The sequence below is a fragment of the Pseudoalteromonas sp. S3776 genome, from assembly GCF_005886915.1.
Lineage (GTDB): Bacteria > Pseudomonadota > Gammaproteobacteria > Enterobacterales > Alteromonadaceae > Pseudoalteromonas.
Window position 1 is genome coordinate 26181 of the sequence record NZ_PNCU01000004.1, and the last position, 14908, is coordinate 41088.

The window sequence follows — 14908 nt, forward strand, 5'->3', positions numbered from 1 at the left end:
ATAGCTTGTCCTAAATAGCGAATTTTTGGCCTTGCTATCAACACGTTTATCCACCCTCAAAATAGATCACTTAATTATGCGGATTAGTGTAAGTCGATTGGTATAACTACATCCAGCTACGCTGCGTTGATTCGGCCTGATAAAGTGTAAAATCAATTATATAATCAGCATCTTGCTGCTTTATATAGGGCATAAATGCAAATCCTGATGCAAGTTGTATATACAGGCTTTTAAGCCCCGCGCGGCGCATAAAGTAGGTACTAATACTGCGTGCACTTTGTGCTTTGTACAACTCAAATACACGGTAATGCACACCTATCATCCCTTTGCGTACCACCATGTAAAAACGGCCGTTGTCTTCATGCAAATAATAGCCATAACGCTGATAAGCAAGCGTTACCAATCCCGCTAAAATAAGTAATACGCCCACGCTAAACCAAAGGTTAAAGTCACCTAAGTAGCACCCTAGCACCACAATAGCGCTTGGAATTAACGCATAAAAGCTCAAGTTTTTATAAAGTAAGGCACGTTCTGCGCCGTTAAATTGCAGTTTTTTGCTATTAAACCACGGGTAAATCCATTGGCATACACTATCTACTTGCTCGCTATTTAAAACGGGTAACACTAAGGTTTGTTTATTTTTTTTAGCAGCCACGCCCGCCGCTATACCGCCGCTACTTGCTTGTAAGCACTCAACGGTAAAACGCTTTAGTAACCGCCCCATTAGGTTTTGTTTTATAACAATCGATTGCACCTTATCCATGCTCATAGACAACTGATGGCGCTCTAATAAGCCAGCAATGCGTTTAAATTTTTGACCTTTAAAGTAAAGCTCAAAATTATAAAAACGAATAAGCGACATGCCTACCGACAGCATCACAGCAATTAAAACAAGCAAAGCAATAAGCGTGATCATGGCAAAGGTTGCTGCACTTGCCAGTAAACCAAGCTCTTGCTGATAAAACCCCTCAACCTTAGCAATAATTTGTTGCTCTAAAAAATCAACCAACACATTTATAAAAGGCGCAATAGCGGCCATGGCTAATATAGCCATGTTTGACATTAAGCCAAATTTAGCAATTTCTTTATTACTGATACGTAAGCTATTTTCTGCTTCAAAATGCTCACTTGAGGTGGTTTGCTCGTCGGGTTGCTGCTGCGCTTTAAAGGCAAAAATTTGTTTACGCATTTGCTGAGCATAGGCTTTGGTAACACCTGGCAATACCGCCTCTTGCGTTACGCTGCCTGCGGCATCAAAAATACAGTTAACTAAATTAACAGGAGTAAAATAAAAGGGCTCAGCAATATTTACATTTTGCACGCGCGAAAACTTGAGTGTTAGGCGCTCTTTTTTGAACACCCCTTTGTTAAGCAAAATTTCGTGATCGTCGCTAATGCAAAACTTAAAATTTATGTAATATAAAATTGAATAGATTAGCAGTGTTACTAGTGCAGTAGCACCAGCTACTTGCGCCCAAAACAGCTTGTTTTCTACTTGTGTAACAAACACCACAAGCATGGGTAGTAGGTTTAAAAGCCCGTCTTTTACAAAGCGCACGCTAAAATACACCACAAAATACACGACCGCCCAAGGCGATACTTTTTGCCAATGTAGTGAGCTACTTTGCTCCTCGCTAATGGTATTACTCATTGGCTAATTCCACCTGCGCGGGTGTGCCGTCTTGGCGATAATTTTGTACAAACTGGCGTATGTTTTTACACTGCTCGTGGGTTAAGCCACTTATTTGTAAATCAGCGCTGACCCCGCCGGCACTAAATAACTTTAGACTGGCTAACTTTAGTTTTCGCTCAATAGGGCCTTGGTGAATTTCCATATGCTGTACACGCGCGAGAGGCAAAATAGTTATTTGCTGCCAAATAACCCCTTTTTTAAACGCAATATCGTGATTGCGCAGTGCAAAGCCCTGCAGCTTAATACTCACGGCGTTATAAAGCATTGAAAGCGAAATTAAAATGGGCACACCTATTAGCAAGTAGGTTTGTGCTTTGTTAGCAAACGCTTCGTTAAAGTAACAAACAGCAAACAATACCGCGCAAAAAGGAATATAAAACGCCAGCCAATTAAGTTGCACGTGTAATAACGCTTTATCGGCTAAGGGATTGAGCTGTATTTCACTGTGCTTTGGTAAATCTATTATTTGCTGATTATTAAACACGTTTATGTACCTTTCCTTTTTACTGGCTGTTAAGCCCAGCTGATTGTAGTAACTAACGTATGGCTTTGCTTAGGCTCAAGTGTCACCTTATCTTCTAACACATTGGCGGCTTCTAAACACACCATGCTTAGGTATTCATCGTCAGCAAAATTAGATAAACGCTTAGACTTTTCTATCCATGGGTTCCACAGCACACACGAGCTTGAGTTTTCGCGGCTTACATTAATAATCCCATCTGGGGTATGAATGTGCTGCTGGACAGCAGCCTGTGTATACACCATATCGGTTTCGCGGGTAAAATTAACTTGTTCGTTTTGAGCAAAAGGCCCTTCGCCAAATTCAATATATTGCGCGCCTTGCAAACCATCAACAACCGTATTTTTAATATCAGAGGTAGGAAAATAAGTATGCAGCGCTTGAGTATAACTAAACGCAGTATTACTTAAGTTAGTTGTGGTTAAACGCACCTGTAACTGCTCGCTCAAAACAAACTCAACCTTTAACGCCGAGTGATGAGGCCAATACGTTGGGTTAACTAATTTCATGGGTAAGTTTAAGCTAATTGTAATGTGCTCATCACTTTCGTGCACTTCGTCAGCTTGCCATAAACTGGTACGTGCAAAGCCATGCGCTGGCCAATCTTGGTTTTCATGGTTACCAAACCAAGGCCAACAAATAGGAATCCCACCGCGAATGTTTACCCCTTCTTGAAACGTCTCGTTGTTAGATACCCAAATAAGTGGCTTGTTATTTTTTGGGATAAACTCGGTAATTTGCCCGCCTTGCAAAAATATTTTTGCATCACACTTTGAGCTCGCTACTTTTATAAACTCTAGACCGGTTTCGCTTTGTTCAATGCTAACTGATGGCGATAATTTCATGTTTTTCCCTACAATACTGATATTAAAGATTTTTAACATGTACATATAAACAATAATGCATGTGTAAAGTATACGCTATACTTACTAGGGCGTGTTGACCTTTATGGATTGAAATTTGTTCATTGGCGATTAATACATACACAGCTAACTTACAAACAATTACTAATTAGCAACAGCTGTTATGAATAATACTAAAGTCTACACCATAAGACTTGCCAATTATTCTCAACATACGTAGTGTGCGCACCACAATGCAAACAATATGCTAATAACATTTAATAAGTTTTAAACAAAGTTATACTATTTTAGTTTCTGCTCAAACTAATAAAAACCAATGAACATGGGCTTAAGCTTAATTTATTATTTGAATTCAATTTATTTGATGTGTAACATTTCGCGATTACGGCACACCTTTGGCCCATCGACGAGATAAGCAAATGCAAAAATATGACGAATTATTAGTTTCTTTACGTAAAGTAATCCGTGCGATTGACTTACATTCTAAGCAGCTAAATAAAACATCAGGTTTAACAGGCCCACAATTGCTTATAATGCAAGAAGTAGCGCACACCGATGGAATAACCGCTAGCCGTATAGCTCAGAATGTTAATTTAAGCCCGGCTACTGTGACTAATATTCTTGATAGAATAGAAAGCAGAAACCTTGTAACACGCGTTCGTAGTCAAATGGATAAACGCCGAGTGAGCTTATACCTCACCGAGCAAGGGAAAGAGTTACTAGAAAAAGCGCCTCAGCCACTGCAAGAACACTTTATTGAAAAGTTTTCTGCACTTGCAGAATGGGAGCAAAGTTTATTGCTTTCATCTATGCAACGCGTTGCAGCAATGATGGATGCTGATAAGTTAGACGCATCACCTCTGTTAGAGGTAGGCGCGTTAACTCAAACACCAAATAAATAAAAAATAAAAAAAATAAATTTAAATTAGTTCTTACATCATTCGTAAGGGGCTTTTGGGCACCTTGAATTTTTTATTTTTTAAACACAATCTGAGCATCAACTATGACTAAACTCTCAAAATTAACACTAGCACTTATGCTTGGTGGTGCAGCAAGCACTTCTCACGCAGCCGAACTTGACACACTGCAAAACCAATTAAAGCAACTTAAACAGCAAATGCAGTTGCTTGAACAGCAGCTCGCTGATGAAAAATCAAAGCAAAGCCAAATCAACAAGCAACACCAACAACAAGTTGCCGAAATCAGTAAAAAAGCCGACAACAAAGAAGTTGTTGTTGCACAAGCTGCGCCTGAGCAAGAAGACGAAGGCATTAAAATTGGCGGTGCCGTACGCTTTAACTACAGCACTAATTCATACGATGAAGACACACAAGACCGTGGCGGCGATTTAGACTTTGAAGTATTTCGCATTAACTTATCAGGCGAAATTAGCGATATTTCTGTAAATGGTGATTTTCGTTTTTACGATTACATGACCATTGTTAAGTATGCATACTTAGGTTACGAATTTACAGATGGCTGGGAAGCGCAAGCCGGTATTGCACCTGTACCGTTTGGTAACGGCCCATACAACTCACACAGCTACTTTTTTAGCACTAACTACTACGTTGGCCTAGAAGACGACTTCGATTTAGGTGTAACAGTAAACCGCAAACTTAAAGACAATTGGAAACTAGATCTGGGCTTTTTCAAAAATGATGAAGTAGGCGGTGTTGATGGCAGCTCTGAAGTTAACGAACGTTACTCTTTCGATATTGTAGGTAGCCGTGCAACAACCGAAGGCACATACGATGCCCCTGGTTCTCGCCTTGGTGAATACAACACCTTTGCTGGTCGTACAGTGTATCAAATTGAGCATGGCGAAAACGCTAAAACAGATGTGGGTATATCACTTTTAAGTGGTGGCCTACATGATGGTAACGACCGCGCTGGTAACTACGGTGCATGGGCGTTCCACGTAAACAGCCAAATTAATAACTGGAATATTCAATTTCAGCACGGCGAATACGACTACGACCTAGACGACAACAGCAACCGTTTTGTAGTTGGCGCATTTGATTACTACGATACCGTATCAAGCGAAGCAACGATGACTAACTTCAACGTAGCATACGACCTATCACTTGATTGGGGCCCAGTAACTGGCGTGCAATTTTATAACGACTACGGCATTATTTACGACAAATCTGACGACAGCGCAAATACGTGGATGAACGTAACCGGTATGAGTGTATCGGCAGGTCCGTTATTTACCTACTTTGACTTTATTCAAGCGCGTAACCAGCCATTCATTGGCGGAACAATTATTGGTGATGGCGACACAGAACGTCGCTTTAACATCAACGTAGGTTACTACTTCTAAATAAGTAAAACATATTTGGTATTTTAAAAGGGCAAACTTAGTTTGCCCTTTTTTGCATTTATAGGGTTAGATTTTACAACGATTTGGCCTACAATCCTAACTAACAACCCTTACTTAAAAGAGCCTAAGTGAATATAAAAGCAGTATTTATTTGTTATAAAAACTTATGGCTTAAAGCGCTTGGTTTATTACTTGTTGCGCTTGGCATTATTGGTATTGTGCTGCCCGTTATGCCTACTACCATTTTTTTTATTCTTGCGCTTACCTGCTTTACTCGCTCATCGCCGGCGCTTGAACATTGGCTGCTTAACCACCCTCGTTACGGCGTTACCTTACAACAATGGCAAACGCATAAAGTAGTGCCAGTTAAAGCAAAATGCTACGCCGCAATTGGTATGTTAATTGGCTTTGTGATTTTGCTTTACTCAAGCGCCCCTGTTTGGGTTATTTACCTTGTTGGCGTAATTGAAATAGCTGTAATGATTTACCTAATTTTAAGGCCCTCGCATCCGCCTAGCGCTAAATAGTCACCCCTTTTGTTTGCACACATCGTTTAGCCAAAAATTTAATGTAAAGTTAAGTAAGTAAATTTGTAATAGTTAATGCAAATGATTATCATATTGTAACTTTAACTTAATTACTGTTTTTATGGCGTTTATTAATAAGCGTACTTTGTACAGCACAAGCCGTGCACTGCATATTTATATTTCTACAGCTTTGTTTTTTTTGCTTATTTTATTTTGTGTTAGCGGCATTGTGCTTAACCATGTTGATTGGCTTAAAAACGATAAAAATAATGGGCAAGTAACTGCGACTATTCCAGCAAAATTAGTCACAAAAGCGAATGCACAACTAGATTCCCTGCCAACGCTTTATCCAGACATAGAAACGTTTCTTGCTGAGCAATACTCTTTAACCAACGTTAAAAGTATTGAGTGGGAAAAAGAAGACGCACTGGTTATGCTCGATTACCCACTACCCGCAGGTTTTGCTTACGCAGAGCTTGATTTTACAACCGGTGAGCTAAATTTAGATTACCAAACAGGTGGTTTTTTAAGTCTAATTGGCGACTTACATAAAGGTCGCTACACCGGTGAAGTATGGAGCTGGGTTATTGATATTTCAGCAGTATTGATGATTATTTTTTCAATCACTGGGATGATTATTTTATTTCAAAACAGAAAAAAACGCTTAGCAGGAATATGGATAACCGTTTTAGGCATTGCAACGCCTTTGGTTATTTACCTATGTTGGGTGCCACAAATTAAAGGAGTGTCTTAATGTTAAAAGCAAGTACGGTACTAAGCGCAGCATTATTAATGGTTGCCGCATTATTTCAAGCAACTGCGCAGGCGCAAACACCACAGTTAGAGATTGAACTCACCCTACCCGATCTTGATGTACAACCTTACCACCGCCCTTACGTAGCTGTTTGGCTAGAAACGCCAAAGCGTAAACACGTAACTACGCTTGCGCTATGGGTACAAAAAGCAGAATGGTTTAAAGATTTACGCCAATGGTGGCGTAAAGCGGGTAAAACCGACATTAACTTTGACGGTATAAGCGGTGCAACTAAGCGTGCTGGTACTTACACCATTGACTGGCAAGGTAAAGATTTAGACGGCAATGCCGTAAAACCTGGCAAATACCTTTTAAACATTGAAGTTGTACGCGAAGAAGGCGGCCGTGATTACAGCCGTATAGAACTTGATTTATCACAAGCTGGCAAAGTGACCATTGAAGGTAAAAAAGAATTTTCAACCAGTTTTGTCACCGTAAGCACTAAGTAGCTGCTGCTTAATCATTTGAATTTAAGGAAATACAATGAAAATTAATTTATTAAAAACGGCTTTAATTGGCGCACTTAGCTTATCGGCGCTGGTATCTACATCGGCAAACGCGCATAGCCGCTGGTTACTACCATCTCACACGTCACTTTCTGGTGATAAAGCACATTACGTAATGATTGACGCGAGTATTTCTAACGAAATATTTGCACCCGACAAAGCCTATAAGCCAAAAGAAAAAGGCGCAGAGTACGACGACACACTACTAATGGCCCTTGCACCAAACGGTGAAAAAGTATCTGACACCATTCGTGCTTATTACCTAAAGCGTAAAAGCTCAGCAGCGGTAAGCCTAAAAGAAGAAGGCACTTACCACATTGCCATGACGCAAAAACCAATGTACATGACCTTCTACAAAAACGAAGAAGGTAAGCGCAAGCGCGTATTTGGTAAAAAGTCAGATGCTAAGTTACCAAGCAACGCAAAAGATGTAACCACAACTAAGGTTATTTCTACAGTAGATACATTTGTAAGCCGTAACGGTACTTCTAAGCCTGCACAACTAGGTTTAGGCCTTGAGCTTAGCGGCCCAACACATCCAAACGATTTATTTGTTGGCGAGCAAGCACGTTTTCAGTTACTACAAGATGGTAAGCCTGCAGGCTCTGGCATTGAAGTAAGTATTTTAAAAGGTGATACACGCTACCGTAACGAACGTGGCGAAGTAAAGGTAACAACCGACAAAAACGGCATGTTTAGCACAACATGGAAAGAGCCAGGCCTATACCTAATCGAAACCTCTAACAAAGTTAAAGTAAACGAAGAAGGTGTAGACGCAGGACGTTACTCTTTATTTACTACGCTTGAAGTAGCGCCTGAATAATTTTTCACGCAATTTACACAATAAATTAAGGCCAAGTTTTTAACTTGGCCTTTTTTGTTTTTTTAAAAAACCTACAACTTACCTTGAATTTGCAGCCATTCGACACAAGATTGCAACTCGAGCGATCTAAACATCTACAGCGGGCGTAAATTGTCATTTTAGTTGTTAACAACTTAGAATAACTTAGACAGTTTTTATCTTTGCACACAGGTAGCGCCTTCTATATTATGCGCTCCTTTTAAAATCAATAGTCAGCAGCCCTTAAGGGAATCAACATCATGTTAAAGCAATTATCAGCTAAAAAAGTAGCACTTAGTCTGGCCGTTACCTCTGCGCTTGGCGCGTCTTATTCTCCTGCAATTGCCGCAGAACAAGATACTCAAGCACAAGAAAGTATTGAAGTGATTTCGGTTACCGGTACCCGCAGAAGCCTGCGTAGTATTGCCGAAAGTACCGTACCTGTAGATATTATTACCAGCGGCGATATGCAAAGTACGGGTCAGCTAGAAATAAGCCAAGTATTAGCAAACCAAGTGCCTAGTTTTAACTACCCAAGTGCAATACTTGCAGATGGCACCGACCACGCAAAACCTGCTGTACTACGTGGTTTAGCACCCGATCACACTCTAGTACTTATTAATGGTAAACGCCGTCACTCAGGCGCCTTATTAAACCTAGGTGGCACAGTAGGTCGTGGTTCTACAGCGGTTGATTTAAACATGATCCCAACATCAGCCATTAAACGCGTAGAAGTACTACGTGATGGCGCAGCAGCGCAATACGGTTCTGATGCTATTGCCGGTGTAATTAACATTGTACTTAAAGATGCCACCGAAGGCGGCAGCGTAAGCGTAACCTACGGTGAATACGACACGCAAATGGCAGGTGTACCTCAGCTAGAAAGCACTTACGAAGATGCCGATGGCAACCTTGCTTTTAATACTGGTGCTGACCGCGAAGTAAACGACGGCGCAAGCCGTACAATTAGCGCAAACTCGGGTTTTGAGCTTTTAGATAACGGCTTTGTAAACGTATCTATTGAGTATCGTGATAACGACTCTACACAGCGCTCTGGTTTTGACCCGCGCGAGCAATACGACCGCCTAGAAGATGGCAGCCTAGACCCACGCGAATTTACCATCGACCGATACAATCACCGTTTTGGTAAAGCAGACCTTGAAGACTACGCACTGTTTTACAACATGGGTTACGACTTTGATAACGGCTATAACCTGTACTCGTTTGGTAGCTACTCAAAACGTGAAGGCAACTCAGGTGGTTTTTACCGCCGTGCAAAAGACAGCCGCAACGTGTTAGAAGTCTACCCAGACGGCTTTTTACCGCAAATTGAAACCGACGTACAAGATTACTCATTTGCCTTAGGTCTGCAAGGCGAAACAGGCGAATGGACGTGGGATGTAAGTACCAACTACGGCCGTAACGACTTTGGTTTTGGCGTTGTAAATAGTATAAATACATCGCTAGGTGCCGACAGCCCAACCGAATTTGACAACGGCGCACTGGTTTATGACCAATTTTTAGTTAACACCACAGCAAATACCACCTTTGATTTTGGCTTACCTGACGACGTATTTTTTACAGTAGGTGCAGAGTACCGCCACGAAAGCTACAAAATTGAGCAAGGCGAAGAAGCCTCTTACATTACTGCGCTTGATAGCGACGGCAACCCAATCGCAGCCGGTGGCGCACAAGTACTTGCAGGTTTTAGCCCACAAAGCGTCACTGATAGAAGCCGCCATAATGTCGCTTTATTTGTAGAATTTGATACTTACCTAACAGAAGATTGGAACGTAGTTTTAGCCGGGCGTTACGAAGACTACACCGACTTTGGCGATACGTTTACCTCTAAACTTGCGTCGCGTTACAGCATTAACGAAAACCTATCGCTGCGCGGTGCAATCAGCACAGGTTTCCGTGCACCATCACTTGCACAAAGCTCGTACCAACAAATATCTACCGTACTTGAGAACAACCAACCGTTTGAAGTTGGTTTATTCCCAACCGATTCAACAGCAGCGCAAGCACTTGGTGCAGAGCAGTTAGATGCTGAAGAATCAGTCAACGTAACGGCTGGCTTTATGTACACGCAAGGCAGCTTTAGCCTAACTGTAGATGCATACCGCATAGATATTGATGACCGTATTGTATTGTCTGAAAACCTAGAGGGCGATGCTGTAGTAGAAATACTGCAAAATGCCGGTGAGCTAAATACAGAAAGTGTACGTTACTTTACTAACGCCATCGACTCGCGCACGCAAGGTGTTGATATTGTTGCTACCTATAACTTAGATTTAAGCGATTTAGGTGACTTACGCTTAAACTTAGCCGCTAACTTTAACGATACCGAAGTAACACACGTAGACGACAACCCAAGCGAGCTAAACTCACTCGGCGACGACTACGTGGTATTTGCACGCCGTGAAGTAGGCCGCTTTGAAGAAGGCACACCAGATAGCAAATGGAATCTATCAGCAGTGTGGAACTTTAACGAATGGCAAACCACCCTTCGTGCAACGCGCTACGGTGAAGTGGCTGATATTTCAACTACCGCCGATCGCGATGAGTACATAGACCCTAAATGGATCACCGACCTAGAAGTGGCCTACCGCCCAGACGAATACTGGAAATTTGCAGTAGGTGCAAACAACTTGTTCGATCAGTACCCGCAAGCAACGGTAGATAACATTGGTTACTCTGACTTTGGCCAAATATTCCCGTACACGCCATATGCACCGTACGGATTAGACGGGCGTTTCCTATACGGTAATATTACTTACAGCTTTTAATAAATAACCTAAAAGCAAACACTTAAAAAGGATGCCATGTGCATCCTTTTTGCTAACATTTAGTGCTTTTAACCAATCATTAGTAAACCTGCTTTTTAAACACACCTGTCATACCAATAAAATCAATAACTTACAGTTGGTCTCGTTTTTGCTCTACTATGCTTACACAAAACAAGCATAAATAACAAACACAAAGGACTAAACATGAGCTCATCAACTGTATCTAACATTACAAAACCACTTTCACTTATTGGCGGCATTTTATTATTAAGCGGTTGTGTGTTTCATATATCGCCAAGCGTTGCCTCAGTAAAGCAAACTCAACAGCTTTCACTGCCTAGCAATAATTTAGAATACTTAAATATATTGAGCGGTGCAGGCTCTCTTGAAATTAAAGGCTCACCTAATGCCACCAGCATAAATGTTGATGCCACAATTTACACAGCCGACATTGAAGACGAATACACGCTTACCCTTGAGCAAAATGGCAAGCAAGCTACTTTAGTTGCTAACAATAATACTGCCAGCGGTATGCGTTTTTACAGCGGCCAATCTCCACATATAGATGTAGTTGTAACCGTGCCAAATAATTTAATGCTCGATATTGATGATGGCTCTGGCGACATTGTTATAAGCGCAATGCAAAATAACATTAACGTAGAAGATGGCTCTGGCAGTTTATCTATAAACAGCGCTAAAAACCTCACCATTGAAGATGGCTCAGGCGATATAATCCTTGAAAACATCACTGGTAACTTAGAACTTACCGACGGCTCTGGCAGCGTAAATATTAATAACGTAAACGGTAATGCGATCGTTGATGATGGTTCGGGCGATATGCACATTAGCAATGTGCGCGGCTCGTTAAATATTGAAGACGGCTCAGGCAGTATGGCTATTAATAATATTAATGGTGCAGTTGATGTAGACGACAACTCAGGCGATTTAGTTATCGAGCACGTGCAAGCAAGCGTAACCATTGAAGATGGATCGGGCAATATTCGTGTAAACCATGCTAAAGGGCTTACCATTACCGAATCGGGTTCAGGCGATGTCAGTATTGATAACATTAGCGGCCCAGTAAAAGTAGCCGATTAATTTAGCATTTTCAGCCACATGGCCCATTGTATTTTAAAAGCGACTAAGCCATGCTAAAAGCCTTGATGTTATTAGGGTCTTAGGACATACGCGTGTTAGAAATAGCTTTAATTTACTTAGCGGCGGCCATAGTGGCTGTACCTATTGCCAAGCGTGTTGGGCTTGGCTCGGTACTTGGTTATTTGATTGCGGGCATACTTATTGGCCCCTATGCCTTAGGTGTGGTGGGCGATCAAACCGATGTAATGCATTTTGCCGAATTTGGCGTAGTGATGATGCTATTTTTGGTCGGCCTTGAGCTACAACCCTCGCGTTTATGGAAGCTTCGCCATTCAATATTAGGACTTGGCGGCTTACAAGTGGTACTAACCGCCGCAGCTATTTTTGCATTTTGTTATTGGTTTTTTACCATGCATTGGCAAACAGCCCTCGCTATAGGGTTAATGCTGGCGCTCTCATCTACCGCTATTGTGCTGCAAAGCCTTGAAGAAAAAGGCTGGTTAAAGCAAGAAGCCGGGCAAAACGCGTTTTCGGTTTTGCTGTTTCAAGACATCGCCATTATTCCTATTTTAGCGCTCCTGCCACTACTGGCTTTTGCACCGCAAAGTAGCTCAAAAGAAATTAGTGACTCTATTATTGCAGGCTGGCCGGTATGGCAGCAAGTAGGCGTATCGGTAGCGGTTATTGCCGCTATTATTGCTGGCGGTAAATATGTCTCAGCGCCACTATTTAGATACATTGCACAAACCCACATGCGCGAAATATTTACTATTTTTGCACTGTTTTTAGTAGTGGCCATAGCGCTAGTGATGCAAAGTATTGGTTTATCTCCGGCGCTCGGTACATTTTTAGCCGGTGTAGTGCTTGCCGAAAGCGAATTCAGACACGAGCTCGAAGCCGATATAGAACCCTTTAAAGGCCTACTGTTAGGGCTGTTTTTTATCACCGTGGGCGCATCAATAAACTTTGAATTATTAGCTGATGAATTTACTACTGTGATCGCGCTCGTTGCCCTACTCATTGTGGTAAAAGCCTGCATTTTATTTGCCCTTGCCATTACCTTTAATATTAGTAAAAAGCAGCGTTTACTGTTTGCCTTAGCGCTGGCGCAAGGCGGCGAATTTGCCTTTGTACTGCTAAGCGTGACCACCACATTAAGCATTTTAACACCAGAGCAAACAGGGTTAGTGACCTTAGTGGTCGCTGTTTCAATGCTCATTGCCCCGCTGCTATTAATGGTGTACGAGCAAATACAAAAACGCAGCAGCAGTGCTCAGCCTGAGTTTGATAAGCCTGAGCAAATTAGCACAGCAAAACACGTAATTATTGCGGGCTACGGTCGTTTTGGGCAAATTATGGGGCGTTTATTACACGCCCAAGGCTACGACATTACCGTACTTGATCACAGCCCAAGCCAAATAGAACTCCTACGGCGCTTTGGTAATACCGTATTTTATGGTGATGCCGCCCGCCAAGAACTGCTTGAAGCCGCAGGCGCACACACCGCACAAATGCTAGTAGTAGCAATAGACGACCCAGATAAAACCATACAAATAATTAAGCTCGCGCGTAAAAACTACCCGCAGCTTAAAATTGTTGCCCGCGCAATAGACCGCCGCCATGCGTATCAAATGCTTAATTTAAAAGTAGATGCCTTTAACCGCGAAACTGTCGACTCCGCCATTAACCTTGCAGTAGAGGCACTTGAGCTGTTAGGTAACAATAAACAAGATGCCGAGCGCGCCGGAAAACTATTTAGAGACCACGACCGCGCTGCCGTTGTGCAACTTGCCGAACTGTGGGGCGACGACGCCAGCTACGGCGTAGCCGTGCGCCAACGTATGGAAGATTTAAAACAAGTTCTGCAACAAGATAAGCAGGCACAAAGCGATTTAAATACCTGCGACAGCGGCGATTGCGAAGATGGCCTAACAGAGCTAGCTGATAGGCCTAAAAAGGCTGATGCTGCTCATATTGAATAGTTGGTTTTGAATTATTAGAGATATTGGTTTTGCCTCGTTCAGAGGCAAAACTTCTGAATAATTAATTTTGTATGTTACTCAACTTCAACGAATCCACCTTCGTCTCCTTTGAATTTTTCTTTATTTTTATTGCTCAACTCTTCAAGCTCTTTATCTTGCTCATCACCCATAGGCCAACCAGCATCTATTAAGCCTAAAAAATCCCCAAGGGAAACCCAACCAACAACTTTTATTGAGTCAGCTTTAAGCCACTTTTCACCATCCCAGTTAAGGTAGTCGTAAGAGCCGAACCCTGTCGTATTATATCTAGATGCAACAAAATATAGGCCAGGCTGAACGGGGTTTGAATTTTCAACCCAATCTACCGGCACATTCACTTTTTTCATTATTTTATTCTCCACACTTTTTCCTCGTGAATATAAACCAGTAGGCCACAGCCACAATAGCTGAACTATAAGCATAGATAAATAGCACCCCAAGCTCTGATTTACTGGTTAACAATACTATGAACGTGGGAACTAAACTTAAAGGGAGTAAAAAACGAAGTTTGAATTTATTAAAATGTTGAAGCAACAAAGCTATCGGCAAACCATAAAAAAGAGTTAAAAATGCAGCTAAAAGCCAGCCAACAAAAGTCATTATAATCCAAGCTTCAAAGCCAGTTGTAGAGACCACGTAACCAGTAGCAAGCGAATAACTATATAAAATTAGAAATGCCACCAATAGTGCAGGAAAAACTACAAATGGAGCCATACAACAAGCCTGTATGTTTTTTCGTGTCTTCTGGCTAAATGTGTTCATGGTAAATTACTCAAAGAGGCATTAATGCCTTTGTATAAAAAACTAATGAATAAATTTAAGTGCTCTATCATTTAGTTTTATAAAGCATTTCTATGAAGCTGTATTAGTATCAAATAGTATAAATTATTACCAACTATAAATATGTTGAAAA

At 41.6% G+C, this 14908-nt stretch carries 14 protein-coding genes; 9 read left to right on the plus strand and 5 right to left on the minus strand.

Features of this window, described 5'->3' with window-relative positions; translation table 11 throughout:
* Window positions 1-106 precede the first annotated feature (106 nt).
* From CWC16_RS03160 to CWC16_RS03170, 3 genes are read right to left on the minus strand one after another with little or no spacing between them, the layout of a single operon-like run.
* The gene (locus tag CWC16_RS03160) at window positions 107-1651 is read right to left on the minus strand and encodes a PH domain-containing protein (protein ID WP_138540469.1); all 1545 of its coding nucleotides are present in this window, start codon (window positions 1649-1651) and stop codon (window positions 107-109) included.
* On the minus strand, window positions 1644-2177 hold the full coding sequence (locus tag CWC16_RS03165; RefSeq protein WP_138540470.1) for a PH domain-containing protein: 534 nt from the start codon (window positions 2175-2177) through the stop codon (window positions 1644-1646). Before CWC16_RS03165 ends, CWC16_RS03160 begins: the two co-directional genes overlap by 8 nt.
* A 29-nt stretch (window positions 2178-2206) precedes the next feature.
* Window positions 2207-3058 (minus strand): D-hexose-6-phosphate mutarotase, encoded by an 852-nt coding sequence (locus tag CWC16_RS03170; protein WP_138540471.1) that lies wholly within the window; start codon window positions 3056-3058, stop codon window positions 2207-2209.
* 437 nt (window positions 3059-3495) lie between these two features.
* Between CWC16_RS03170 and CWC16_RS03175 the strand changes: the two genes are divergently transcribed.
* The 9 genes from CWC16_RS03175 (at window position 3496) to CWC16_RS03215 (ending at window position 13956) form a co-directional block, all read left to right on the plus strand.
* The gene (locus tag CWC16_RS03175) at window positions 3496-3978 is read left to right on the plus strand and encodes a MarR family winged helix-turn-helix transcriptional regulator (protein WP_004586011.1); all 483 of its coding nucleotides are present in this window, start codon (window positions 3496-3498) and stop codon (window positions 3976-3978) included.
* A gap of 101 nt (window positions 3979-4079) precedes the next feature.
* On the plus strand, window positions 4080-5399 hold the full coding sequence (locus tag CWC16_RS03180; protein ID WP_138540472.1) for a porin family protein: 1320 nt from the start codon (window positions 4080-4082) through the stop codon (window positions 5397-5399).
* A gap of 128 nt (window positions 5400-5527) precedes the next feature.
* Window positions 5528-5926, plus strand: coding sequence for a YbaN family protein (locus CWC16_RS03185; protein ID WP_138540473.1), 399 nt, complete (start codon window positions 5528-5530; stop codon window positions 5924-5926).
* Between the two features lie 121 nt (window positions 5927-6047).
* Window positions 6048-6680 (plus strand): PepSY-associated TM helix domain-containing protein, encoded by a 633-nt coding sequence (locus CWC16_RS03190; protein WP_138540474.1) that lies wholly within the window; start codon window positions 6048-6050, stop codon window positions 6678-6680.
* Entirely contained in the window at window positions 6680-7189 is a 510-nt protein-coding gene (locus CWC16_RS03195) for a DUF2271 domain-containing protein (RefSeq protein ID WP_055015524.1), read from the plus strand. The genes CWC16_RS03190 and CWC16_RS03195 overlap by 1 nt, the downstream gene beginning before the upstream one ends.
* A gap of 34 nt (window positions 7190-7223) precedes the next feature.
* Window positions 7224-8069 carry a DUF4198 domain-containing protein gene (locus tag CWC16_RS03200; protein ID WP_138540475.1) on the plus strand — a complete coding sequence of 282 codons (846 nt, stop codon included), beginning with the start codon at window positions 7224-7226 and terminating at the stop codon, window positions 8067-8069.
* Window positions 8070-8347: 278 nt separating this feature from the next.
* Complete coding sequence (locus CWC16_RS03205) at window positions 8348-10876, plus strand: TonB-dependent receptor plug domain-containing protein (protein WP_502705069.1); 2529 nt, start codon at window positions 8348-8350, stop codon at window positions 10874-10876.
* Between the two features lie 204 nt (window positions 10877-11080).
* Complete coding sequence (locus tag CWC16_RS03210) at window positions 11081-11974, plus strand: DUF4097 family beta strand repeat-containing protein (protein WP_138540477.1); 894 nt, start codon at window positions 11081-11083, stop codon at window positions 11972-11974.
* A gap of 92 nt (window positions 11975-12066) precedes the next feature.
* Window positions 12067-13956 (plus strand): monovalent cation:proton antiporter-2 (CPA2) family protein, encoded by a 1890-nt coding sequence (locus CWC16_RS03215; RefSeq protein WP_138540478.1) that lies wholly within the window; start codon window positions 12067-12069, stop codon window positions 13954-13956.
* 74 nt (window positions 13957-14030) lie between these two features.
* Here the strand turns inward: CWC16_RS03215 and CWC16_RS03220 are convergent, their stop codons facing one another.
* Both CWC16_RS03220 and CWC16_RS03225 read right to left on the minus strand, forming a co-directional pair.
* Window positions 14031-14342, minus strand: coding sequence for a hypothetical protein (locus tag CWC16_RS03220; RefSeq protein ID WP_138540479.1), 312 nt, complete (start codon window positions 14340-14342; stop codon window positions 14031-14033).
* Window positions 14343-14346: 4 nt separating this feature from the next.
* Window positions 14347-14709, minus strand: a complete 363-nt coding sequence (locus CWC16_RS03225) for a hypothetical protein (RefSeq protein WP_138540480.1) — start codon at window positions 14707-14709, stop codon at window positions 14347-14349.
* Between the last annotated feature and the right edge of the window lie 199 nt (window positions 14710-14908).